A 25,354-nucleotide genomic window follows, 5' to 3' on the forward strand; every position below is an offset into this window, starting at 1 on the left:
ATTTAACAGCTCATTTTAACGTTTAAGCTTCGGTATGTGCGTTGGCTAAATATAACCAAGTATCGATAACGGTATCTGGGTTTAACGATACGGTATCAATGCCTTGCTCAACCAACCAAGCTGCGAAGTCATTGTGGTCTGAAGGACCTTGACCACAAATACCCACGTAAGCACCTTTTGCTTTAGCCGCTTTAATCGCCATTGCAAGTAGTGCTTTAACGGCGTCATTACGCTCATCAAATAGATGACTAATAATGCCAGAATCTCGGTCAAGACCTAGAGTCAGCTGGGTTAAGTCGTTTGAACCAATTGAGAAGCCGTCGAAATGCTCAAGGAACTGGTCAGCAAGCAGTGCATTTGATGGCAGCTCACACATCATGATAACGCGTAGGCCATCTTTACCACGCTCAAGGCCCTGCTCTTTAAGCAACTCTATCACTTGTGCAGCTTCGCTCACGGTACGAACGAACGGGATCATGATCTCAACGTTCTTAAGACCCATCTCATTACGCACACGCTTAATCGCTTCACACTCAAGTGCAAAACAATCACGGAAGGATTCAGAGATATAACGGCTAGCACCACGGAAGCCCAACATTGGGTTCTCTTCCTCTGGCTCATAACGGTCACCACCAACAAGGTTTGCGTATTCGTTTGACTTAAAGTCAGACATACGAACAATCACTTTCTTTGGATGGAACGCAGAAGCAATAGTCGCAATACCTTCAACCAAGCGAGCAACATAGTACTCAACTGGCGACTCATAACCGGCGATCATCTCGTGGATCTCTTCTTGAAGTTCAGCCGTTTGTTGGTTGAACTCAAGTAGTGCCTTAGGATGAATACCAATCATTCGGTTAATGATGAACTCAAGACGCGCAAGACCAACACCTTCGTTTGGAAGGCGAGCAAAATCAAATGCTCGGTCTGGGTTACCCACATTCATCATGACCTTCATAGGAAGATCAGGCATAGAGTCTACACGTGATGAGACCACTTCGAAATCTTGCAGACCGTCGTAAATGAAACCAGTATCACCTTCGGCACAAGAGACCGTCACTTCTTGGCCGTTCTTAATACGTTCAGTGACATCGCCACAACCAACAACCGCTGGAACACCAAGCTCACGTGCAATAATTGCAGCGTGACATGTACGGCCACCACGGTTTGTGACAATAGCGCTTGCACGCTTCATGATAGGTTCCCAATCAGGGTCTGTCATGTCAGTAACCAGCACATCACCTGGCTGGATTTGATCCATATCGTCAATTGACTTAAGGACTTTAGCAACGCCTTTACCAATCTTGTGACCGATTGAACGACCTTCACAAAGGACATCACCTTGTGTTTTAAGGTGGTAACGCTCAATAAGCTGTACATCTTCACGAGAACGAACAGTTTCAGGGCGAGCTTGAACAATATACAACTTACCGTCGCTACCGTCTTTTGCCCACTCGATGTCCATTGGACGACCGTAGTGCTTCTCGATTGTCATCGCTTGCTTAGCAAGCTCTTGTACTTCTGCGTCATTGATTGAGAATTCACGGCGCTTATCAGCGGCGATATCTTCAATCTTAACTTGCTTACCATGAGCTTCATCGTCTGAATAAACCATCTGGATAAGCTTGCTACCGATATTACGGCGAACAACCGCTTTATGGCCAGCAACTAAACTTGGTTTATGCACATAAAACTCATCTGGGTTAACTGCCCCTTGAACAACCATTTCGCCTAGGCCAAATGAAGAGGTAATAAATACCACGTCATTGTTGCCAGACTCAGTGTCCATAGTGAACATAACACCTGAAGATGCTGTGTCTGAACGCACCATGCGCTGAACACCAGCAGATAGTGCAACACCTTTGTGGTCATATCCTTGGTGAACACGGTATGAAATAGCACGGTCGTTAAACAAAGAAGCAAATACATGCTTAGTTGCCACTAGAACGGCTTCATAACCTTTAACGTTGAGGAATGTTTCTTGTTGTCCTGCAAAAGATGCATCCGGCATATCTTCTGCAGTAGCTGAAGAGCGAACCGCAAAAGATGCGTCGCTTGTTTCAGCAGCAAGCTTGTCGTAAGAGTCACGAACCACTTGCTCAAATTCTGGGTGGAATGGAGTATCGATAACCCACTGTCTGATCTGTGCACCGGCTGTAGCGAGTGCGTTCACGTCATCTACATCTAGAACGTCTAGAATTTCGTATATCTTCTGGTTAAGTCCGCTTTGTTCAAGGAATTCATTGAACGCAAAAGACGTTGTAGCAAATCCACCAGGCACTTGAACACCTGCATTTGAAAGATTGCTAATCATCTCACCAAGAGAAGCGTTCTTACCGCCGACCTTGTTGACGTCACCCATGCCTAATTCTTGATACCAGAGTACGTATTGCTGCACAGTTCTAATCTCCGCAAGTATATTTTAGTTTGGCTCTTCACACGAGAGCAGCGGCATTTTACACTCCACGGCATCAAGCGTAAATGTATAATTTTATTTGTAATTTTATTACTACAAGAGGTCGAAATGTTGCGTAAAGTATTCTATATCTCAGATGGTACTGCCATCACGGCAGAAGTGTTTGGTCATGCTGTTTTATCACAGTTTCCCCTTGAATTTGACGCACTTACAATTCCGTTCGTTGAAACAGAAAAAAAAGCTGAGGCAGTGAAGGCACAAATTAATGATTGTTTTATTACAACAGGTGAGCGCCCTCTTGTTTTCCATTCCATCGTAAAAGCAGAGATTAGAAACATCATCTATAGCAGTGAAGGTTTAGATTATGACTTTTTGAACACCTTTGTCGCGCCATTAGAGAAACAATTAGGCATACCTGCAACGCCAGCTTTACACCGAACTCATGGTAAAACCAATGACAGTTATGAAGCACGAATCGAAGCGATTAACTATGCAATGGAGAACGATGACGGCCAAACAATGAAGCATATGGATAAAGCAGACCTCATTCTACTAGGAGTGTCTCGTTGCGGTAAAACCCCCTCAAGCCTGTATCTATCGATGCAGTTTGGTATAAAGGCAGCCAACTATCCTTTTACTGAGGATGATATGGATAATTTAAAACTTCCGGATGCCTTAAAGCGCAACAAAGATAAGCTATTTGGTCTAACGATTGACCCTGTTCGTTTACATGAAATTCGCCAAAGCCGTATGTCGGACAGTCGTTACTCGTCACTGCGTCAATGTCGATTGGAAGTGAAAGAGGTCGAAATGATGTATAAAAGAGAGCGCATCCCCTTTGTAAACACAACAAATCACTCAGTTGAAGAGATTGCCACCAAAATCCTCGAAGCCACCAGTTTAGAACGCCACATGTTTTAAACTTCCAAACTAAATTAAAGGCTTTTTAGAACAAAAGCCTTTAACATAAATCAATTAGTTGCAATTAACAGGCTAATTAGCGCTAAATTTCCGAGAATTGCCGCTGTGCATAGCCCAACTATTCGTTATAATCCGAAGTAATCAGGCAAACAGCCCATACGAACGCTCGGTATTGTGAATGACCATTAAAACAGACGAACTACGCACCTCCCTTTTATGTAAGGTAATTTCACCTGCACAACTCGCTTCTGAATATCCTTTAACTCAAGATGCTGCTGACTACTTAGTACAGCAGCGACATGAAGTTGAAGCGATTATCAATGGCGACGATCAACGATTGCTGGTCATTATCGGCCCTTGTTCAATACATGATACTGAAGCTGCGCTCGAGTACGCTGAGCGCTTGGCTACATTGCACCAGCAATATAAAGATGACCTTTGCATTCTAATGCGCGTCTACTTTGAAAAGCCTCGTACTACCGTTGGTTGGAAAGGTCTGATTTCAGATCCCGATTTGGATGGTAGCTTTAGCCCGAATAAAGGCTTGCGTAAAGCACGTCACCTGTTGCAGCAGATCACTGAACTTAAGTTACCTATCGCTACAGAATTTCTTGATATGGTCAATGGTCAGTATATTGCCGACCTGATCACTTGGGGGGCAATTGGTGCTCGCACCACTGAAAGCCAAATTCATCGCGAAATGGCTTCTGCACTTTCATGCCCTGTCGGTTTTAAAAATGGTACTGATGGCAATATCGATATCGCTGTCGATGCGGTGCGAGCTGCACAAGCACCACATATCTTCTATTCGCCAGATAAAGATGGTGCAATGGCCGTTTACCGTACCCACGGTAACCCTTATGGCCACATCATCTTACGCGGCGGTAAGCAACCTAACTACCATAGCGAAGATATCGAAAAAGCCGCAACACAACTTGATAGTGTGGGCGTAACTCAACGTATGGTGGTTGACTTTAGCCATGGCAACAGTCAGAAAAAACACAAGCAACAGCTAAATGTCGCCGACTCAATCATGCAGCAGATGAGCCAAGGCTCAACCGCAATTGCTGGCATTATGGCAGAAAGCTTTATTGAGGAAGGTAATCAAAAAGTGGTTGCTGGAGAACCACTTATCTATGGTAAGAGTATTACCGATGCATGTATTAACTGGGCAGACTCTGAAATATTACTGCACGATCTAGCCAAAGCATCTCGCGCAAGAATCGAGTTATTGAAAAAATAGTCTTTTACAAGCCAGATTTAGATACTTAAAAGCGCGGTCACTTATCAAAGTCACTGCGTTTTTTATTGCTTTAACTATCTAATAATAAAAACTCTAATTCTATCAACCCCTGCACTAACACATTCTAAATAGATATAATTTTTAATGGAATAGCTATAATACTCAAACTAAGTTTTTTCTTAACCAGCACCGACTATGCCCTGGAAGGTAGTCCTCAATTTCACCAAAAACGCGGTAGCCTTTTCGTTTATAGAACTCGACAGCTTGATAACTAAAACTGGTTAAATGCGAATGTTCACATCCATTAAGCCGAGCTTCAGCCTCTATTTTATCTAATAAACGGATGCCATATCCTTGACCACGAAGATCGGCCGATACCCATAGAGAATCAATCCATAGCCATCCAGAATTTTCATAGTTCCCTATAACACCACCGAGCAATTGTCCTTCATTATCTCGCAGTACAAATGCTAATTCTTGGCGTCCTGTTGCCGGAACTTTAGTTTGGCTAAAAGCCTCTATACCATCCCAGATCACATTTTGTTCCTGCAGTGATAACTTATCTTTACGCTCTATCTGGTACATCGAAGTTTTTCCTTTTACTTGTGTATAACGATACAATTTCATCTAATTAAAACATCATCAACGTATTGAAAATTAGTACGATTGTAAAGCTAGTAAAAATCACTTACCGCAATTGGTTTGATGTTTGATTATCAATATTTCTCTAGTGACCATTAAAACAATTAGACATATGTATTAATTACCTGTTTTGAACGCTAACAAACGACTATAATCGCGCCCCTATAACGCATAACCTTAGGTTGCCGTATGCCCTTAACAAACACACCAACTCAATTTAGTGAAACCATGTCACTTAGAATTGAGCAATCTGAAGCTCGCGTGATCAAAGCTGTATTTCCATCAATTACCAACCATCACAACACCCTATTTGGTGGCGAAGCGTTGGCTTGGATGGATGAAACTGCTTTTATCGCAGCCACCCGTTTTTGTCGAAAAACACTGGTCACAGTAAGCTCAGATAGAATCGATTTCAATAAAGCCATTCCAGCGGGTTCACTAGCCGAAATCATCGCCCGCGTGATCCATGTGGGTAACACCTCAATCAAAGTGGAGGTGAACATATTCGTTGAAGACATGTATAGAGATCATCGCGAACATGCTATACGCGGGGTCTTTACCTTTGTTGCCGTTGATGATGACAGAAAACCCACCGCAGTTTGGACCCTAGAATAGTCCTGCGTTGAGGATTAGTAGCATGATCCTCACTTTTTCGTTTCAGCGATAAAGCAGAACTATTAATCGTTCGCTAAATCTTTAGACATAAGTCTAACTCTGTGGCGAATTTTACGAAATTATAACCTTTCGCCGATAAACTCATAGAACCCCTTGTCATTTATCTGTTACATTGAACTACCTTCACGCGCAACAACAATTACCCTATAAAGCCATGAAGCCTGAAAATTTAAATATAATTATCGCCGATGACCACCCTTTGTTTAGGAATGCACTAAGACACGCTTTGTCGTCTGCATTTTTAAATACCCAATGGTTTGAAGCCGATAGCGCTGATGCGCTACAAAATTTATTAGACAATAAAGACATTGAATATGATGTCGTACTGCTCGATCTACAGATGCCGGGTTCTCACGGTTATTCTACGTTGATCCACCTTCGAACCCATTACCAAGAACTGCCGGTGGTTGTGATCTCCGCTCATGAAGATAATACGACCATTAGCCGTGCAATCCATTATGGAAGTTCAGGGTTTATGCCTAAATCTTCGTCGATGGAAACCCTTTCAGCCGCACTCGAAGCCGTTCTGTTTGGTGATGTTTGGTTACCAGAAGGTGTTGAGCTCCAAGCCATTAATGAAGACGGAACCGATCAGGTAGCCAGTAAACTATCAGATCTCACACCGCAGCAGTACAAGGTGCTGCAGATGTTTGCCGAAGGTTTGCTCAATAAGCAGATAGCCTATGATCTAGGAGTTTCAGAAGCTACGATTAAAGCCCATGCCACTGCAATATTCAGAAAACTCGGTGTGCGGAACCGAACTCAAGCTGTTATCGCTTTACAGCAACTAGAGATGGAAAAAATCGATCTTTAATCTGCTCAAAATCAACCACAAAAAAACCGCAAACAGATGCGGTTTTTTTATGGATAATGTACTACCTAAAGTTCTCCAACACTTTGTAATACATCATTCCTAATGCTAACGCCTGATTTCCAAACCATTCATTCAGCGGGATCCGCAAATGTGACATCTCGGCAAATAAACTAAACTCTTGTAGCTCTCCAACAACAGCACTGGCCATTATTTCGCCCATAATATGAGACGTCGCTACACCATGGCCTGAGTAACCCTGGCAATAAAAAACATTAGCCGATGCCTTGCCAAGTTGAGGAATACGGTTTAACACTATCCCTGCCATCCCCGTCCACTGATATTCTATTTCTATCCCTTTTAACTGAGGGAATGTGCGTTCCATGGCGGGTCTCAATGCCTTGGCAACATCTTTTGAATCACGGCCAGAGTAATTAGTGCCACCACCGAACATCAAACGGTTATCAGCGGTTAGGCGGTAATAATCCAACACGAAGCGGGTATCATAAACAGCCACGTCTTTGGGAATAAGGATTTGAGCTTGCTCTGGTGTCAGTTGTGCCGTAGCGCAATTACCTAGCGATGCAGGAAACAGCATTCCTCTGAGCTTTTTTCGCGCCAGTTTATGGTAAGCATTACCAGCCAACACCACACTATTGGCGATAATTTTACCCTTTGCTGTAGTCACTGTCGCAACCACACCATCATCAATTTCCAGTACAGCTGAACCTTCAAAGATCAGCGCCCCCATACTTTCAGCGGCTCTAGCTTCGCCAATACAAAGATTAACGGAATGAAGATGCATATTACGTCTATTGAGCAGCCCCCCATGATACAAAGGCGTATTAATGTATTCGGGCAACTCAGCTTTTGATAACAGCGCTAGCTCGCTTTCCATTCCACGACTGCAGCCTTCATCATAGGTCTTCTGTAGTTCGTCTATGTGGCTAGCTTTGTAAGCGGTATGTATGTGGCCAAATTTAAGATCACACTCAATGGCATATTTTTTTACTCGTGCCTTAATAATCTCATGCCCACGCCAACGCATATTCCATACGAACTGTTCAGCGTCAGCGCCCAACTTACTCTTAAGCTGTTTGGTCATAGCTGCATCGCCAGACAAACTCCCTGTCACCTGTCCACCATTGCGCCCTGTTGCCCCCCAACCGATCTTATTCGCTTCAACAATGGCAACTTTATAGCCTTTTTCGCATAGTTCCACAGCTGTCGCGACGCCAGTAAAACCACCGCCAACAATCACTACGTCAACCCGAAATTCTCCCTCTAGTTCGGGGTAATCTGTTTCATCAGTAATGGTGGCGTTGTAGTAGGAGTTGCAGCGTGGTTCTGACATAACAATTTCCTTTTGAGTAATCGATTACTTCTTGTTTTATATATTTTACATGCGTTCAGTATATCCATCTTTATATTCAGGTCAAGCCGTGTAAATGTTAAGGCTCGACTTGGACCAATGAGTCGAGCTAACCGACTGCCATTTTTGAGATAAACGCAGTGGCGTCAATTCGAATTGAAAATTTTACTCGGTTTTGAATTGATTCAGACTTAATGCTATTGGTATAACTTGTCGAGTGATATTTCAGCGACTATCTTCAATAGAGAGTATTTTATACCCTTCCTCATAGAGTAGTGATTAATCCACAGTGCAGTGCTTTCCCCAAGCACGTTAATGTCGAACGGTATAGTTTAGAAATTGTGCAAATTTACTGTCGCTGGGTTTTCAGGGAATGCTCTCTGCGGGTTCGGCAGATTAATTAACGATTAACATGAAGGACTGTGATATGAAAAAACTCTGTTTAGCTATTGTTATTTTCGCGCTCAGTGCCTGTGCTTCAGCGCCTGCTACCTGGAAAGGTATGTCAGAGCGTGACATTGCAGCATGGAAAGAGATTGGTTTTAACGCTGAAAAAGCTCAAGCGTGGAAGGGGAGCGGATTTAACCCTGAGCAATCTCAAAACTGGTCAAAGCAAGGCTTTGACCTAACCAATGCCAGTAGTTGGAAAAGCCAATCTTTTGATGCTGAAGAGGCAAAAAACTGGAAGGCTGGCGGCTTTGATGTTGAAAGTGCTGTCGACTCGAGAGATAAAGGCCTCACCCCCGTCAAAATAGAAAACTAGCCGCTTATAACAGAAACGGCACACTTAGTCGGTATGCCGTTTTTCATCGTTAGTTATCTAGCCTTTTCTAACCAGACTAGAGATCAATGCTCTTAGGGCGGCAGGTTTAATCATTTTAGCCATGTAGTGATAACCACGAAGATGGACATCATCAATCAGATCTTTACGCGTATTAGCAGTGATCAAAATCCCCGGCAGATGCTCACCATAAAGACTACGGACACCATCCATTGCATCGACGCCATTCTGATTGTTATCTAAATGATAATCAGCCAGTACAATATCGGGAGCCACCCCTTTTAAACCTAGTTTAATGCGAGCATCGGCAAAATCACTGGCGCAAATGACCTCACATTGCCAGCGAGTCAATAAACTCTCAAGCCCAGCTAAAATCGCCTCTTCATTATCAATACACAACACCTTGATGCCCGCCAATGGTTGCAATAACGACGGTATTTTCTTTGGTGTCGGCGCGGTTACTTTTACTCCGAGTGGTACTCTAATAGAGAACACAGAGCCTTGACCTAAAATTGAAGTCACACTAATTTTATGCTCTAAAACACGGCTTATTCTATCGGCAATGGCAAGCCCTAAACCTAAGCCACTGACACTTTTGCTTTCTGGATTATCGAGTCGCTTAAACTCTTTAAAAATTTCCTGTGTATCACTCTCATCAATACCGCAACCGCTATCCAGTACCTGGATCTCAAGCTCTGTCTCGCGGTAACGGCAACCCAACAGCACGCGATTTCCCTTGGCGTAGCGATAAGCATTGGTTAGGAAGTTTTGCAGTACTCGTCTGAGCAGGCTCTGATCTGAATTAACAGTTGCTGAACATGGTATTGAGCTAAACCTTATTGAACAGTCTTTAGCCATGGCCTGAAACTCAACCGTCAAACCATCGAGTAAGTCTGCAATAGCAAAATCTCGGCGATTGACATCTACCATGCCTGAATCCAACTTAGAGATATCCAGTAGGTCAGTAAGCAGTTCTCCTGCAATTTTAAGGGAGCTATTGACATGACTTAATGTTGTTTTTGCCTCTAAATCCAAATTCGGATACTGCGAAAGCGATGCAGTAAATAACCGGGCTGCGTTTAAGGGCTGCATCAAGTCATGCCCTACTGCGGCTAGAAACTGACTCTTTGAGGCATTGGCCATCTCTTCTTGCGCCTTCGACTCCAGCAGCTTACTGTTAAGCATCGATAACTCAAAAGTACGCTCTTTTACTCTCGCTTCTAGTGTCTCATTCGACTCTTGCAACGCTTTGGCTTGCAAACGATATTGAGTAATGTCGGTAAACGTCATCACAAAGCCGCCACCTGGCATAGGATTACCTTGGATCTTTATAACCTTACCATCTTTACGTTGTCGCTCAGACACATGTTGAGAGCCATCGCGCATATGCTGCACCCGCTTCTCAACTTGTTCATCAATATCGCCTAGGCCGCAATAGCCGCGTTTTGCATTGAAATGGATGACATCACTAATGGGCATACCGGCCTGCAAAAAATTATCTGGATACTGATAAAGCTCAGCATATTTATAATTCCAAGCCACAAGATTAAGATCTTTATCCACCACGCTCATGCCTTCATATGCATGTTCGATCGCACCGCGCAGCATATCTTGGCTCAAAATAATTTTTGAAGACGCCTCATCCACAAGGCTAAACACTTCATCTAACGCCAAGTCTCGACCTTGTAACACCGAATCCATCACCAATGACGCACTCGAAGCACCAAGCACTCCCGAGAGCATATGCTCTGTATGTTCAATCAATTCAGGCGGGGCGACTTTATGCCAACTATCACTCTTTACAGCATCTTCAGAAAAACCAGAAAAGCTCTCATATGCTCGCGTTGGACTCACAAAGCGGCTCGCTAGAATGAGTAAATCTTGCTGTGAAACCGCCGCACTCTTACGGTTTGTGGCGTTTTTTAACTGCCCAGGAGTGACAAAAGCGCTTGCTTGCATTCGCTCAACAACACCAGCACGAAACCATACAGAGCCAAGTACATAACATGCACAGTTCGCTAGCAAGGCGATGAGAATATCTCGAACATTAGGTTTAATAGAATCGAGTAAGGCAAAGTCGGTGGTAATTAGTTCCGGTGATAGAGCCACGCCGTGCAGTAATATGTAACACCAACTACCAAAGCCGACGGCAAGCCCTAAAAATACCCCACTGCGATTACCGTGCTTCCAATACATACCACCAATTAACGCGGGTGCCAGTTGCGCGAATGCACCGAAAGACAACATGCCTAAAGAGGACAAAGAGTCGTTATCAATAAATGACAGATAGCTAAAATAACCCAACCCCAAGATAAGCATAATCGCGAGCCGGCGAGCATTAAGCAGCAGTTGTGAAAACTGATTGAAATTTCTGGCTTTTATCTGTCCAGTCCGCAGCATTAATGGCACTAGCCATTCATTACTCACCATGACGCTAATCGTCACAACCGCGACAATGACCATCCCCGTAGCCGCTGATAAAGTTCCTAACAATGCCACGACGGCAAGCCACGGTTTATCAAGCGCCAGCGGTAGGTTTATCACATAAGTATCCGCAGCAACTGCATCACCTAACAATAGCTTGCCAGCTAACGCTAACGGCGCTACAAATAGACCAAATAACAACAAATAGAGCGGGAACATCCATCTGGCTTTAACCATGGTTTGTTCATTGTTGCACTCAACCATCATCACATGGAACTGTCTTGGCATGCATAAAAAGGCCGCCATTCCCACCAGTAACTCAGGCATTAGAGATTCAATGCGCAAATTGGGTTTACCGATCAGATCCCGCGCACTCGCTTGCTGCCAGATATCGCCAAAGCCGTCAAAGACACCAAAACTGATCACAGCGCCAACCAATAGGAAAGCCCCTAACTTAACCAATGACTCAAATGCTATCGCGAGGATCATCCCAGGGTTATGTTCGGTTGCATCCAGTTTACGAGTACCAAATAAGATGGCAAAAACAGCTAATATGCCAGTAATGACTAACGACACTTTAGCGCCATCAAACAACGCCCCTTCCGGTTGAAAAAGGTTCAAGCTAAAGACCATCGCCTTAAGTTGCAGCGCAATGTAGGGCATGATGCCAAACAGGGCGATTAGGGTCACAATTGCCGCAAGCAGCTGTGACTTACCGTATCTTGCCGCAATAAAGTCGGCGACGGAGGTAATATTTTGCGCCTTAGACACAATCACCATTTTTCTAAGCAGACCGAATCCAAGCGTAAAAATAAGAATAGGCCCGATAAAGATTGGCAGAAATGACCATAAGTCATCGGCAGATTGCCCCACGGTACCTAAAAAGCTCCAAGAGGAGCAATACACAGCAAGGCTTAAACCATAGATCCACGCTTGAATACGCTTGGTGATACGACTAAACCAGCGTTCAGCCCCCCAAGCGATGAGGAACAATAGACAAACATAAATAATGGCAATGGTGCCAACAAGCACAGTCAAATTCATAGGATTCTCTTTTTTTTCCTATTTTGCGGTAAAAAACAAATGAAATCTAGGCAAAGTTAATTTACAAGCGTTTAAAAAATAAGGATATTTTTTTACTAGACCAAGGTCTAATAGAGATGTAGCCCTCACACAATTCATACTCTTCTCACGCATTATTAGATAAGGGAAGCCCAATGAGCATGCAGTCTCTCTACAAAGTTCCAAGTGAAATCGCTGAAAACGCACTTGTAAATGACGAACAATATAAAAAAATGTATCAGGAGTCGATTGTAAATCCTGAAGGTTTCTGGAGAGAACACGGCAACCGTATCGATTGGATGAATCCCTTCACTAAGGTAAAGAAGACTTCGTTCGATGACCATAACTTATTTATAAAATGGTTTTATGATGGCACGTTAAACGCATCATCTAACTGCCTAGACAGACATCTAGAAACCAACGCCGATAAGATCGCTATCATCTGGGAAGGCGATGATGCTAAAGATCAGCGCACTATCACCTATGGTGAGTTACACACAGATGTCTGTAAATTTGCTAATGCCCTTCGCAGCCAAGGGGTACGACGCGGCGATGTCGTCACAATATATATGCCTATGGTGCCAGAAGCGGCCGTAGCCATGCTTGCCTGTGCTCGTATTGGTGCCATTCACTCTGTTGTATTCGGTGGTTTCTCACCTGATTCAATCGCATCTCGCGTTATTGATGGTAATTCTAAAGTGGTGATCACCGCCGATGAAGGACTACGAGCGGGTCGTATTATTCCTCTTAAAGCCAATATCGATGAGGCGCTAGCTCATCCAGATGTAGACTGCGTTGAAAAAGTCATTGTCATGAAGCGCACTGGTGGTGACGTCAACTGGGTTGAAGGTCGGGATATCTGCTGGAATTCATTGATGGATACAGCATCTGAGTATTGTGTTCCTGAAGAGATGGGCGCTGAAGACCCACTGTTTTTGCTATATACCTCAGGTTCAACCGGTAATCCAAAAGGGGTGTTACACACCACCGGTGGTTACATGGTTTACGCTGCAATGACTCACGAATATGTATTCGATTATAAAGACGGCGAAGTGTATTGGTGTACTGCCGATGTAGGTTGGATCACGGGTCACTCCTATATGGTGTATGGTCCGCTAGCCAATGGTGCAACCGTATTAATCCATGAAGGTGTACCGAATTATCCGACACCAGCGCGACTCGGCGAAATGGTTGATAGACATAAAGTTAATATCCTTTATACCGCCCCGACACTCATTCGCGCGCTAATGGCCGAAGGTAAAGAGCAGTTCGATAACTTTGATGGTAGTTCATTACGCATTATGGGTTCAGTAGGCGAACCGATTAACCCAGAAGCATGGCGCTGGTACAACGATGTTATTGGTCATGAGAACTGCCCTATTGTTGATACTTGGTGGCAGACTGAAACTGGTGGAATTTTGATTAGCCCATTACCGGGAGCGACAGACACTAAACCTGGCTCTGCTACCCGTCCGTTCTTTGGTGTCCAACCCGCACTCGTTGACAACATGGGTAACATCGTTGAGGGCGCTAATGAAGGTAATCTAGTTATTCTAGATTCATGGCCTGGACAGATGCGAACCGTATTTGGCGATCATGAACGCTTTGTACTGACATACTTTAAAACCTTTAGAGGTATGTACTTTACAGGCGACGGTGCAAAACGTGATGAAGATGGTTACTACTGGATCACTGGCCGTGTTGATGATGTTATTAACGTATCTGGTCATCGACTCGGTACTGCTGAAGTTGAAAGTGCGCTAGTGGCTCATGAACAAGTCGCTGAGGCTGCCGTAGTGGGTTACCCACATGACATTAAGGGTCAAGGTATCTATGCCTACGTGACCCTTACTCGAGGCACCGTAGAAACCGAAGAGCTGCGTCAAGAGCTTAGGCAATGGGTTAGAAAGGAGATTGGTGCATTGGCTACGCCCGATTTAATCCAATATGCAGGCGGTCTACCTAAAACACGTTCAGGCAAGATCATGCGTCGATTCCTACGCAAGATTGCCGCCAATGAAGTGACCAACTTAGGTGACTCTTCAACACTTGCCGATCCAGCAGTGATTGACACGCTTATTGAGTCTCGACTCAACCGCAGTGAGTAATGGTTAAGTTTTACCTTCCCTAGCCCCTCATTGAGGGGCTTTTTTTATGACTTTAATAAACAAGCCAAAATTTTACTTATCCTCACTGCATATTTGTGTGATGATTTCGCTATCTGCTCTACTCCAATGGTTTGCCAAACGGAAACTAACTCGTGCAACTTAGAGATTACCAACAACAATCGGTTGATGCCGCCATCAGTCATTTTAAAGCAAGTGCCGACTCAGCAGTGCTTGTCTTGCCTACAGGTGCAGGTAAGAGCATCGTTATCGCAGAACTCGCTCGAATAGCCAAAGGACGGGTACTGGTATTAACCCACGTTAAAGAGCTTGTCGCGCAAAATGCCGAAAAAGTAGGGCTGTTGACCACTGAAGCTTCGATCTATTCAGCTGGCTTGAATCAGAAGTCCACCAGTGGCAAAACCGTCGTGGCCAGCATTCAATCTGCAGTAAAACAACCCGAACAGTTTGATGAACCCTATAGCCTCATCATCATCGATGAGTGTCATCGTGTTAGCCCAGAGAAAGACAGTCAATATCAGCAACTGCTCACTCACCTAAGATCAAAAAATAGTAGAATGAGATTATTAGGGTTGACAGCGACCCCCTACCGTCTCGATTTAGGTTGGATCTATCGCCATCACTATCACGGGAAAATAGGTAATACTGAAAAACCTGTATTTGAGAAGTGCATATTCGAGCTGCCAATGCGGCCGCTGATCAAACAAGGCTTTCTAAGCCAACCCAAAATGTTTGATGGCCTTAGCGCTCAATACGACTTTAGCGAACTCACCTCATCGCCAACAGGCGAATATAACGAGTCAGAAGTAAACTCACTGCTCAATCACTGCGGCCGTGCAACTACTGCTATTGTTAAGCAACTAATTGAACTGGCAAAACATCGACAGGGCGTGATTATCTTTGCCGCTACGGTCAAACATGCAGAGGAGATAATGGCTAAACTTGCGGGTAATAACCCTGCACTCGTTACCGCCAAGACATCTCGAGAAGACCGAGATCTGCTCATCAATGCCTTTAAAGCTAAGCAGATAAAGTTTCTTGTCAATGTTGCCGTCTTAACCACAGGCTTTGATGCCCCCCACGTTGATCTTATTGCCATAATGCGTCCCACCGCATCGGTAAGCCTTTTCCAACAGATGGTTGGCCGTGGTTTAAGGATTGATAAGAATAAAACTGAATGCCTTATTATTGATTATGCAGCCAACGGCTATGACCTTTTCTATCCTGAAGTCGGTCAACCTAAACCCAATAGCAAATGCAAGCCAGTTCAAGTGCACTGCCCTGTGTGTGATTTTGCCAATATTTTTTGGGGTTTAACCGATGATGATGGCGATATCATTGAGCATTTTGGTAGACGTTGCCAAGCATTAATCGAAACCATTGACGGCAAACAGCAGTGCGATTTTAGATTTCGCTCCAAGTCTTGCCCTAATTGCGGCGAAGAGAATGATATTGCCGCCAAGGTATGTAGCCATTGCCAATCTGTGTTAGTTGATCCTGATAAAAGGCTCAAAGAGGTATTACAACAGAAGCATCATCACCTTTTTAAGTGTCAAAGCATGCTGTTAGAACCTGATGGCGACCGTCTAATTGTGCGCTATATCGATATAGAGGGTAATGACTTTTGTCGCTACTTCAAAATGCAAACAGCGGCTCAAATTAGAGCGGTATTTGCACTGTTTATTTTTCCACATAGTAAAACACCGGGAATGAAACATAAAAAATATAGCTCTGCACAACAACTTGCTGCTGATGAGTCCTGTTTTAGAAAGCCCGACTTATTGTTGTTGAAGAAAAGTAAAAAAGGTTGGGATCTGCTGGAATCTATCTTTGATTACCAAGGCCGCTATCAAACACAACCTTCTGAATTAGAATAAAAATCAGTAATGCGATTAAACCGAGTTTAAATATCGATTAGAACTAATCTCTTGCCTATGTTATAAAGTGTTCAAGCTATTTTAGAGGAATTATTATGTTTGTTGTTATTTTCGGTCGTCCAGGTTGTCCTTATTGTGTTCGTGCAGTACAAGTTGCAGAGCAACTTACTGAAAAACGTGATGATTTCAAGTTTAAATATGTTGATATTCACGCAGAGGGGATCAGCAAAGCCGATTTAGAAAAAACAGTAGGTAAGCCAGTTGAAACCGTTCCGCAGATCTTTGTCGATAAGGACCATGTTGGTGGCTGTACTGAATTTGAGCAGTATGTTAGAAACAACGAATTAATGCCAGCAGCATAATTTAAGCGCTTTAAATAAAAAAGGAGGCTATCGCCTCCTTTTTTGTGGGTAACATTTAATCTAGTTACCTATCTACCCTCGACTAAAGCACATATTTCATTGAGAAAATCACTCGATTTAGCTCACCATCAAGGCCATTTTCTTTGGTGTTCTTAGCATACATATACTCTACGCCCACAGTCAGTGGCTTCACCGGTGAGTATAGTAAGTTGATGTAACCCGAGTAAGAATCTTTGTTAACATTATTACCGATTAAATTGACCTCGTTATCAGCTTTAAAACCTGACCCCGTGATACTAGTACGCCATTTATCATTCCACCAGTGGCGGTAAGAGATGTAGCCACCATATGAGCTTATAGCCTCTATATCACCATTAGCGTCCAACACACCAGCATTGGCATAGTTAAGCGCCATATAACGCCCTAGACCTTCACCATAGGTCGCTGACATTTTAATATCATCTTGCCCAACAGGAATAACACCTGTAAAGCTCACACCATAACCGAATGTCGTTGAGTCTAGATCGTCTTTTTCAATATTAAGCTGTCGTGCTAGCCCGGCAAAGGTAAAGGCTGCTCCACCTTCTGTTTTCATGTTGTAGCGCGCGACAAAATCAGGCACCATGCCGCTGCCACTTGTGATACGGGCGCCAGTTGGATCGCGGTAGCCGTTTAAAGTCGTTTCTGGATTCTCAGCAGAGAACTGAAAACCACCATTGGTGTAACGAACCATGGTTTGACGCACGAACGGCGTACCTTCAGCAGCACCAACAAAGTCTAAGTTTTCAGGCAATGCACCTGGGTTTTGGAAGGTGGTCCACATTTGGCCAGCTGCCCAGTTGTCAAAACTGAGAAAAGCTTGGCGAATACGAGGAGAGTAACTGTTTGATACTCGCTCGTTACCGTCGGTATGAGTCATAAAATCAAGTTCAATAAACCCGACCAGCTTATGACCATCAATATCAGTAGACGATTTAAAGTTGAAGCGTGACTCTCTTGCTTGAAAATCGACGACTTGGTTGCCTCTGCTTGAGTCACCATAAATAGTGCCTGGTACATAAAACTGACGAGATAGGTTTCCAGAATCAGGTGCGCCATTACTGTAGTCACTAAACATAACATCAGCTTTTACATAACCACCGAACTTAAAATCTGTCTCTGCATATGCACTGACGCTCATTGTCGCAATCGCTGCGGCGCAAAGAACGCTTAGTTTTGCTTGTTTCATTCCCTTTCTCCCATATTTTTTTATTATCCTTACGAAATATGACCGACTTAACAACAAGTCAACATTAGCAATAGGTCTATCAGACAAAGGTAGAACAACCATTACAAATTAATCACATTCGCATTCGACGCCGCTAATATTAGTAAAGAATTATACAAAGTGTTAATTAGTACCGTTTTTTTGGAGGATAAGTCATTAATGAAATTTTAGATTTTGCTGAAAGACAAATAGGGGGATATCTAGAAAGTACGTTACAAGGCAACCAATTACTCAGTTAAAACAGCCACTTCCACATGTCAATCTAGATTGACATTGCACTGCAAAAAATGTGTAACACTGTTGTCATCTCATTAATAAAAACTCTAAACTATTTCATTGAGTCTTTTCCAGTTTCCTCTATCCAACTTTATCAACAGTTTTTATTTGGTATACAGCTTAAAATTTTCGTTAGAATGATTACCTGATAATATTTTTCATAAAAAGAAATGGAGTGGTGAATAAAGATTATTAGGAAGAAAGCTTACTTAAAATAACCGATATGCAGATAAAGGCAGAAATAGCTGGTTTCACCAGTTTTATCTATTACATAAATGCTGCATACACATTATCGAGTAATATACATGACGAGAACCGCGCTGATAAAACGAACAACAACCGTTTTGGTTGCATATTTGGCATTTTCAGTCTTGAAAATAGAATAGATAAAAGCGAGTAGACTTTTGAAGTAGATTTTGAAGTAGTTTATTGCGGTAATCGATTGAAACAGAAAGTGGTGGGCTGTGAAGGATTCGAACCTTCGACCAATTGGATAAGAAAGAGCAAGCCAACTGCCTATTCATCAATACCAGCAGCAACTGAACTAACAGCTAAATCTAGATAGCATAAAATTTCTATCAATCGGAAATAAAATAGAGTAGCTGAAAATGGAGTAAATTTATGAAGTGGTGAGTAAACGAAGTAAGATATTGCAGTTTACGATTGAAACAGAAAGTGGTGGGCTGTGAAGGATCTGAACCTTCGACCAATTGGATAAGAAAGAGCAAGCCAACTGCCTATTCATCAATACCAGCAGCAACTGAACTAACAGCTAAATCTAGATAGCATAAAATTTCTATCAATCGGAAATAAAATAGAGTAGCTGAAAATGGAGTAAATCTATGAAGTGGTGAGTAAACGAAGTAAGATATTGCAGTTTACGATTGAAACAGAAAGTGGTGGGCTGTGAAGGATTCGAACCTTCGACCAATTGGTTAAAAGCCAACTGCTCTACCAACTGAGCTAACAGCCCTTTCTGGTAATGCTGGTATTACATTTTCTGAATTTTATTGCCTTGAAGCAAATCCACCTCAGAAGTGGTGGGCCGTGAAGGATTCGAACCTTCGACCAATTGGTTAAAAGCCAACTGCTCTACCAACTGAGCTAACGGCCCTTTCTGGTATTGCGTTTCTGAATTCATCTGCCTTGAAGCAAATCCACCTCAGAAGTGGTGGGCCGTGAAGGATTCGAACCTTCGACCAATTGGTTAAAAGCCAACTGCTCTACCAACTGAGCTAACGGCCCTTTCTGGTATTGCGTTTCTGAATTCATCTGCCTTGAAGCAAATCCACCTCAGAAGTGGTGGGCCGTGAAGGATTCGAACCTTCGACCAATTGGTTAAAAGCCAACTGCTCTACCAACTGAGCTAACGGCCCTTTCTGGTATTGCGTTTCTGAATTCATCTGCCTTGAAGCAAATCCACCTCAGAAGTGGTGGGCCGTGAAGGATTCGAACCTTCGACCAATTGGTTAAAAGCCAACTGCTCTACCAACTGAGCTAACGGCCCTTTCTGGTATTGCGTTTCTGAATTCATCTGCCTTGAAGCAAATCCACCTCAGAAGTGGTGGGCCGTGAAGGATTCGAACCTTCGACCAATTGGTTAAAAGCCAACTGCTCTACCAACTGAGCTAACGGCCCTTTCTGGTATTACATTTTCTGAATTCATCTGCCTTGAAGCAAATCCACCTCAGAAGTGGTGGGCCGTGAAGGATTCGAACCTTCGACCAATTGGTTAAAAGCCAACTGCTCTACCAACTGAGCTAACGGCCCTTTCTGGTATTGCTTACATCATTAACGCTTTATTTAGATTAACTAAACAATTCGCTTAGATGCCCTCTGGAAGACGGTGTCTCTCTGAGGGCGCCTATAATACCTTTTTCATTTGCTCATGCAAGTGCAATTTTCCCATTTTTCATCGTTTGCATGAAAAACAGTCTAAGAGATTGTTTTTTGAATAAATCGCAATCAAAGTGCTGAAAGTTGCTGCTGTGCAATGCGGGCTGCTGCGCTATTAGCATATTCCTTCACAACTTTCTGGTAATAAGCTTTCGCTCTGGCTTTATCACCAGTTTTCTCAGAAATCATACCAAGCTTAACTAAACTCTCGCCTCGCTTGCCTGAATCCTTAAATTTATCAACCACAGTTGTAAATGCCTTAGCCGCAGCAACAAACTCGCTCTTATTATAGAGTAGCTGACCTAACCAGTAGTTAGCATTGGGTGCATAACTGGAATTCGGGTAGTTTTCTATAAATTTGGCAAAAGCAGGAATGGCAGCTTCGTACTTTTTCTCTTTAAGTACTAGATTTACAGCTTGCTCATAGCTAGCCGTCTCACCTAATGTAGAATTAGCACTACTATTGTCACCTGATGCGACCATAGGAGCTGAGGGCTTACTCGAGATATTAGCAATATCTTCATACAGCTGACGTTGTCTTTGCAGCATCTGCTCTATTAGATAAGACTGTTGCTCACTTAATCCACGCAGATCGAGGACTTCTTGTTGCAAAGCGTCTAAACGCTGCTGCATAGCAAATTCAGTTTGCTGTTTAGCTTTTACAATTCGCTCTAGACGAGCCACTCTATCGTCTGAAGAGCCACCAGCAACATCCTCAACTGGAGCAGGTGCAGCATTCGCTGCACTCGCTAGGATGATTGCCGCTGATATCACGGCGTATTTCATAGGGTAAACCTTTTACCTAAACATTAGTATACAAGTACAGCACGACGATTTTTAGCAAAACCATCATCAGTACGTGTAAGATCCATTGGCTTTTCTTCACCGTAGCTAACAATACTCATTTGGCTAGGTTGAACACCCATGCCTTGTAGGTATTTAGCCACCGCTTTAGCACGACGTTCGCCTAGTGCAATGTTGTACTCAGGTGTACCGCGCTCATCAGCATGACCTTCAATCATCACTCGAACATTCTGATGTTCAACAAGATAGTCACCATGGGCTTCTAACACTTCAGCAAATTGCTGAGAAACTGAACTGCGATCAAAATCAAAATAGATGATGTGTTCTTTTCTTAGCTCTTGAAACTTAAGCTGCTGCTGTTCATGTGGTGTTAATACCGGCGCGACACCGCCAGTTTCAACGCCATTGTTAGCAGATTCACTTGTTGATGTTTCAGTAGAGCTAGTTGCATCTGTTTCAGACTCAGAAGTCGAGCTACAGGCACTGATAGCCATAATAGGAAGTACGACTAACATGGCTTTAAATAGCTTATTCAGATCCATTTTAAAATCCTTAATCTTTATAGTTAGAGAAATGGTGACCAAGAAGGTGATTTAACTTCACCTTGTCCGGCGGGTAATCTAGCCTTAAAACGTCCATCCATAGAAACTGCGGCCAATACCTGTTTACCTTGGTATGTTGTTCCGTAAATAACCATAGTACCGTTAGGTGCCAGGCTTGGTGATTCATCGAGTCGTGTACTCGTCAAAACTTGCATAAATCGGGTTTCAAGATCCATTCTTGCGATATTGAATTTCCCATTAGTACGATTTACAAAAACAATGCTGCGTCCATCAGGTGCAATTGATCCACCGAGGTTCCACTCACCTTCAAACGTTAAGCGAGAAATCTTACCAGAATCTAAAAACACTCGATATAGCTGAGGGCGACCGCCACGCTCAGACGTCAATAGCAGTGACTTTCCATCAGGGAACCACGACGGTTCAGTATCAATTGCGTAATGATTTGTCACACGCTTTACAGCACTGGTTGCGATATCGACGACATAAATATCTGGCTGTCCATCTTTCGACAACGTCACCGCTAACTTTTTACCGTCAGGAGAAAACACTGGAGCGCCGTTAATACCGTTAAAGCTAGTGACTTTTTTACGCGCCTGGGTATAAATGTTTTGTACAAACACTTCCGCTTTACGATTTTCAAAACTCACGTAGGCGAGTTGCTGCCCATCTGGAGACCATGATGGTGACATCAATGGTTCAGGGGAACGTAGTAACATCTGTTCGTTATAGCCATCGTAATCGGAGATCATCAACTGATAAGGTGACTTTTCGCCATGCTTGACAACAACATAAGCAATACGCGTTAGGAATGCACCACGAATACCTGTTAATTTCTCGTAAACTACATCACTAATACGATGCCCATACTGTCTAAACTGTGCAGCACTAATCACAGTTTCGCGGCTATCGATCACTAAATCTTTTGCTGCTTGTGGACCCATATCAGATTGTAATTGCGCTTTGACCAAATCGATTAGCTCAAAGCTAACCAAGTATTTGTCAGCGCCATAAGGTTTGATTGACCCCATCACAACTGCTTCGGCAGGTTGTGCCATCCAAGCCTTAGCATCAAATTGCGCTAATGTACTGATATTACGCTGCGGTAGACTCAACTCATCTGAGGGGCTAAATGTACCACTGCGCGCAAGATCTGACATAACAACATCGGATATTTGTGACGGCATAGGGCCTGTGCCTTGCCAAACAAACGGAACCACTGCTATCGGCCTTGCAGCATCAACCCCTTCGGTAATAACGATATCTAATGCCGCTTTAGCAGGCATGGTACAAATGAGCAGGCTTGCAAGTAGCCATTGTCCCAAAATCTTCATGTGACTCCTTTAATTGAATGAAGGTCTATAAATAATATTTAGTTCTTTAAGCTTTTCATATACCGCTGGCTCACTCGACACTGGTAACTTTTGAAGCCTTTGAATAGCTGATTGTGTTGCCGTACATAAAGCAGGATCACCTTCAATAATACGGTTGGTCGTAACAAAACCATCTTTTGCCAGACGCACCAACACCTTACAACTCTTCCCTCTCATGGACTCTTCTTGTCGCACATTACGAGCAATCGTTGCAATAATCATTGATGTATAACGATCTACTTCACTCGTAACTTGTTTATTACGCGTTTGCGACAGTGCGACCTGCTCTGCAGCCAAAGCATCTTGCATCATCTGCTCTTGCTGCCGACGTGCTTGCTCCTCAGCTTTGCGTTTACGTTCAGCTTCCGCCTTACGCTTACGTTCATCTGCGGCTTTCTTAGCTGCAGCTTCTTCTGCTTTGCGCTTATCAGCCGCTTTTTTCGCAGCTTCTTCAGACGCTTTGCGTTCCTTATCTTTTTGCTTACGATCCGCTTCCGCTCTCGCTGCTTTCTCTTTTTCCTGTTTTTGCTTTAACTGAGCCGCTTTAGCGGCGTCATTAGCATTTCTGGTTTCAATCTCTTTCTGCTTACGTTGCTGCTCTAACTTTTTAATTTGTGCTTGCTCGCGTTCGCGCTCTTTTCGAGCTTCACGTACCCGCCTATCGGCGTCATCTTGACGAGCTTTCTCTTTACGTGCAGCTTCACGCTTTTGTGCTTTTAACCTTTCAACGTGCTCGGCGACTTTTTGCTGATCAACCACTACCGCTTGCACTGCTGGCGCACTAGCCTGCGGTATAGGTTTAGGCTTGTCAGAAAAATCTACCCCTAACGCTAGAATAACTATCACGCCAATATGAATCCCAGCTGAAATTGACACTGGAATGGTTAATTCTGATTTAGCCGCCACTACTTATCCTCCGGCGAATCTGTCATCAATCCTACAGAAGGCACCCCAGCCCCTTGCAGCGTCACCATTAGCTGGATCACCTTTTCATAAGCAATACTCCGGTCAGCTTTAACAACTACCGGACGCTCAGGCTCCAATTGAATAATCGCGCCAACGCGAATAGCAACTTCTTCAAGCTCAAGTACCTCTTTGGTACTCGAACTGCCCACATCTAAATAGTACTCACCCATGGCATCTATTGACGCAACCACTGGTGGCTTGCTATCAGCAGGTAAAGACTCTGCGGCGCCTTGGGGCAGATCAACTTTAACCCCTTGGGTTACAATCGGCGCAGTCACCATAAAGATAATTAAAAGTACCAACATCACATCGATATAGGGCACCACATTAATTTCAGCGACGGGGCGACGACGCTTCCTTTGGTAGCCTTGATGCATTATGCCTGTTCCTTCTCGCTGTATGCTTGGCGATGCAAGATGCTTGAGAACTCTTCCATAAAGTTGGCGTAAGACATCTCTATCTTATCCACTTGAGTAGAGAAGCGGTTATAAGCAATGACGGCAGGAATAGCGGCAAACAGGCCCATTGCCGTTGCAATCAAGGCTTCTGCAATACCAGGCGCGACCATGGCAAGCGTGGCATTTTCAACCGCACCCAGGGCAATAAAAGAGTTCATGATCCCCCAAACCGTTCCAAACAGACCAATGTAAGGGCTAGTAGAACCTATTGTTGCCAATAGCGGTAAATGAGTTTCAAGCTTTTCCATTTCACGAGAAAGTGAGACTCGCATGGCACGGTAACTACCATCCATAACCGCTTCAGGCACTCGTCCGTTTAATTTATTCAAACGTGCGTACTCTTTAAAACCAGTCACAAACAGCGCTTCAAGACCTATGTTACGATCCTGGCGCGCAGACAGCTCTTGATAGAGTTTATTGAGATCAACACCCGACCAAAACTTATCTTCAAATTTGAGTGCTTCCTTTTTTGCTACCGTTAATAATTTACGACGTTGAAGGATCACAGCCCAAGAGGCAATAGATAGACTAAGTAAGGTCAACATTACAAATTTAACTAAAAAACTTGCTTGTAAAAATAATCCAATAAAAGAAATATCAGCTTCCACCGTTAAACTCCTGGGCAATATTTTGCGGAATGGCTCGGGGTCTCATACGTGATAATGCGACGCAGGCAACTAAAATTTCAGCCTCGCAATACGTAACGCCCTGTTCATCAATTAAACGCTGTTTAAACACCAACGACGCTTTCTTAAGTTGTATGACCTCTGTTTCGACCATAAGGTTCTGCTCAAAACGGGCAGCTTTACAAAAATCCACTGCTGCACGCTTTACAACAAAGGCGATATCGTCGGCAAGCAGTGCTGTCTGACTCACGCCCATCGCCCGTAACCATTCGGTTCGCGCGCGCTCAAAAAACTTTAAATAATTGGAGTGATAAACAACACCACCCGCATCAGTATCTTCGTAATAAACGGAAATAGGCCAACGAAACATATAATGATATCGCCATTTAATCAGATAAAATAAGAGGCCTACTATA

Annotated in this window: 20 protein-coding genes and 7 tRNA genes; 8 read left to right on the forward strand and 19 right to left on the reverse strand. The window is 43.5% G+C overall.

Annotated features, from left to right (window positions below; genetic code table 11):
- Positions 1-22 precede the first annotated feature (22 nt).
- Entirely contained in the window at positions 23-2,398 is a 2,376-nt protein-coding gene (ppsA, locus tag JK628_RS13675; protein WP_202285187.1) for a phosphoenolpyruvate synthase, read from the reverse strand.
- A gap of 126 nt (positions 2,399-2,524) precedes the next feature.
- On the opposite strand from ppsA, the gene ppsR reads away from it, so the two are divergent.
- Together ppsR and JK628_RS13685 are read left to right on the forward strand one after the other, a co-directional pair.
- Positions 2,525-3,337: a posphoenolpyruvate synthetase regulatory kinase/phosphorylase PpsR gene (gene ppsR / locus JK628_RS13680; RefSeq protein ID WP_202285188.1), complete on the forward strand. Its 813-nt coding sequence runs from the start codon at positions 2,525-2,527 to the stop codon at positions 3,335-3,337.
- A gap of 178 nt (positions 3,338-3,515) precedes the next feature.
- On the forward strand, positions 3,516-4,580 hold the full coding sequence (locus JK628_RS13685; protein ID WP_202285189.1) for a 3-deoxy-7-phosphoheptulonate synthase: 1,065 nt from the start codon (positions 3,516-3,518) through the stop codon (positions 4,578-4,580).
- A gap of 162 nt (positions 4,581-4,742) precedes the next feature.
- Here the strand turns inward: JK628_RS13685 and JK628_RS13690 are convergent, their stop codons facing one another.
- On the reverse strand, positions 4,743-5,165 hold the full coding sequence (locus JK628_RS13690; RefSeq protein WP_202285190.1) for a GNAT family N-acetyltransferase: 423 nt from the start codon (positions 5,163-5,165) through the stop codon (positions 4,743-4,745).
- A gap of 246 nt (positions 5,166-5,411) precedes the next feature.
- Between JK628_RS13690 and JK628_RS13695 the strand changes: the two genes are divergently transcribed.
- Together JK628_RS13695 and JK628_RS13700 are read left to right on the forward strand one after the other, a co-directional pair.
- Positions 5,412-5,837: an acyl-CoA thioesterase gene (locus JK628_RS13695; RefSeq protein ID WP_202285191.1), complete on the forward strand. Its 426-nt coding sequence runs from the start codon at positions 5,412-5,414 to the stop codon at positions 5,835-5,837.
- A 214-nt stretch (positions 5,838-6,051) separates the two neighbouring features.
- Entirely contained in the window at positions 6,052-6,711 is a 660-nt protein-coding gene (locus JK628_RS13700) for a response regulator transcription factor (RefSeq protein WP_202289824.1), read from the forward strand.
- 61 nt (positions 6,712-6,772) lie between these two features.
- Here the strand turns inward: JK628_RS13700 and JK628_RS13705 are convergent, their stop codons facing one another.
- Complete coding sequence (locus JK628_RS13705; RefSeq protein WP_202285192.1) at positions 6,773-8,062, reverse strand: NAD(P)/FAD-dependent oxidoreductase; 1,290 nt, start codon at positions 8,060-8,062, stop codon at positions 6,773-6,775.
- 445 nt (positions 8,063-8,507) lie between these two features.
- Here JK628_RS13705 and JK628_RS13710 point away from each other — a divergent pair, with 445 nt between their 5' ends.
- A complete protein-coding gene (locus tag JK628_RS13710; protein WP_202285193.1) occupies positions 8,508-8,843 on the forward strand; it encodes a hypothetical protein in 336 nt (111 codons plus the stop codon).
- Positions 8,844-8,900: 57 nt separating this feature from the next.
- Here JK628_RS13710 and JK628_RS13715 read toward each other — a convergent pair whose 3' ends face one another.
- The gene (locus tag JK628_RS13715; protein ID WP_202285194.1) at positions 8,901-12,329 is read right to left on the reverse strand and encodes a PAS domain-containing hybrid sensor histidine kinase/response regulator; all 3,429 of its coding nucleotides are present in this window, start codon (positions 12,327-12,329) and stop codon (positions 8,901-8,903) included.
- A gap of 173 nt (positions 12,330-12,502) precedes the next feature.
- Between JK628_RS13715 and acs the strand changes: the two genes are divergently transcribed.
- The 3 genes from acs (at position 12,503) to JK628_RS13730 (ending at position 16,712) form a co-directional block, all read left to right on the forward strand.
- Positions 12,503-14,455, forward strand: a complete 1,953-nt coding sequence (gene acs, locus JK628_RS13720) for an acetate--CoA ligase (protein ID WP_202285195.1) — start codon at positions 12,503-12,505, stop codon at positions 14,453-14,455.
- Positions 14,456-14,607: 152 nt separating this feature from the next.
- Positions 14,608-16,350, forward strand: a complete 1,743-nt coding sequence (locus JK628_RS13725) for a DEAD/DEAH box helicase (RefSeq protein WP_202285196.1) — start codon at positions 14,608-14,610, stop codon at positions 16,348-16,350.
- A gap of 95 nt (positions 16,351-16,445) precedes the next feature.
- On the forward strand, positions 16,446-16,712 hold the full coding sequence (locus JK628_RS13730) for a GrxA family glutaredoxin (RefSeq protein ID WP_202285197.1): 267 nt from the start codon (positions 16,446-16,448) through the stop codon (positions 16,710-16,712).
- An 82-nt stretch (positions 16,713-16,794) separates the two neighbouring features.
- Here the strand turns inward: JK628_RS13730 and JK628_RS13735 are convergent, their stop codons facing one another.
- The 15 genes from JK628_RS13735 to ybgC form a co-directional block, all read right to left on the reverse strand.
- Positions 16,795-17,940 carry a DcaP family trimeric outer membrane transporter gene (locus tag JK628_RS13735; RefSeq protein WP_202285198.1) on the reverse strand — a complete coding sequence of 382 codons (1,146 nt, stop codon included), beginning with the start codon at positions 17,938-17,940 and terminating at the stop codon, positions 16,795-16,797.
- A 1,212-nt stretch (positions 17,941-19,152) separates the two neighbouring features.
- A tRNA-Lys gene (locus tag JK628_RS13740) sits at positions 19,153-19,228 on the reverse strand.
- A gap of 65 nt (positions 19,229-19,293) precedes the next feature.
- Positions 19,294-19,369, reverse strand: a tRNA-Lys gene (locus JK628_RS13745).
- A gap of 55 nt (positions 19,370-19,424) precedes the next feature.
- Positions 19,425-19,500 (reverse strand) — tRNA-Lys (locus JK628_RS13750).
- A 55-nt stretch (positions 19,501-19,555) separates the two neighbouring features.
- A tRNA-Lys gene (locus JK628_RS13755) sits at positions 19,556-19,631 on the reverse strand.
- Between the two features lie 55 nt (positions 19,632-19,686).
- Positions 19,687-19,762 (reverse strand) — tRNA-Lys (locus JK628_RS13760).
- A gap of 55 nt (positions 19,763-19,817) precedes the next feature.
- Positions 19,818-19,893: transfer RNA gene (locus JK628_RS13765), tRNA-Lys, on the reverse strand.
- A gap of 56 nt (positions 19,894-19,949) precedes the next feature.
- Positions 19,950-20,025, reverse strand: a tRNA-Lys gene (locus JK628_RS13770).
- Positions 20,026-20,220: 195 nt separating this feature from the next.
- Positions 20,221-20,937 (reverse strand): tol-pal system protein YbgF, encoded by a 717-nt coding sequence (ybgF, locus tag JK628_RS13775; protein WP_202285199.1) that lies wholly within the window; start codon positions 20,935-20,937, stop codon positions 20,221-20,223.
- A 23-nt stretch (positions 20,938-20,960) separates the two neighbouring features.
- A complete protein-coding gene (gene pal, locus JK628_RS13780; RefSeq protein WP_202285200.1) occupies positions 20,961-21,497 on the reverse strand; it encodes a peptidoglycan-associated lipoprotein Pal in 537 nt (178 codons plus the stop codon).
- Positions 21,498-21,520: 23 nt separating this feature from the next.
- Complete coding sequence (tolB, locus tag JK628_RS13785) at positions 21,521-22,849, reverse strand: Tol-Pal system beta propeller repeat protein TolB (protein ID WP_202285201.1); 1,329 nt, start codon at positions 22,847-22,849, stop codon at positions 21,521-21,523.
- Positions 22,850-22,858: 9 nt separating this feature from the next.
- On the reverse strand, positions 22,859-23,794 hold the full coding sequence (gene tolA, locus JK628_RS13790; RefSeq protein ID WP_202285202.1) for a cell envelope integrity protein TolA: 936 nt from the start codon (positions 23,792-23,794) through the stop codon (positions 22,859-22,861).
- Positions 23,794-24,231: a protein TolR gene (tolR, locus tag JK628_RS13795; RefSeq protein ID WP_202285203.1), complete on the reverse strand. Its 438-nt coding sequence runs from the start codon at positions 24,229-24,231 to the stop codon at positions 23,794-23,796. Before tolR ends, tolA begins: the two co-directional genes overlap by 1 nt.
- A complete protein-coding gene (gene tolQ, locus JK628_RS13800; RefSeq protein ID WP_202285204.1) occupies positions 24,231-24,920 on the reverse strand; it encodes a protein TolQ in 690 nt (229 codons plus the stop codon). The genes tolR and tolQ overlap by 1 nt, the downstream gene beginning before the upstream one ends.
- On the reverse strand, positions 24,910-25,308 hold the full coding sequence (ybgC, locus tag JK628_RS13805; protein ID WP_202285205.1) for a tol-pal system-associated acyl-CoA thioesterase: 399 nt from the start codon (positions 25,306-25,308) through the stop codon (positions 24,910-24,912). Before ybgC ends, tolQ begins: the two co-directional genes overlap by 11 nt.
- Positions 25,309-25,354: the final 46 nt, after the last annotated feature.

The organism is Shewanella sp. KX20019 (assembly GCF_016757755.1).
Lineage (GTDB): Bacteria > Pseudomonadota > Gammaproteobacteria > Enterobacterales > Shewanellaceae > Shewanella.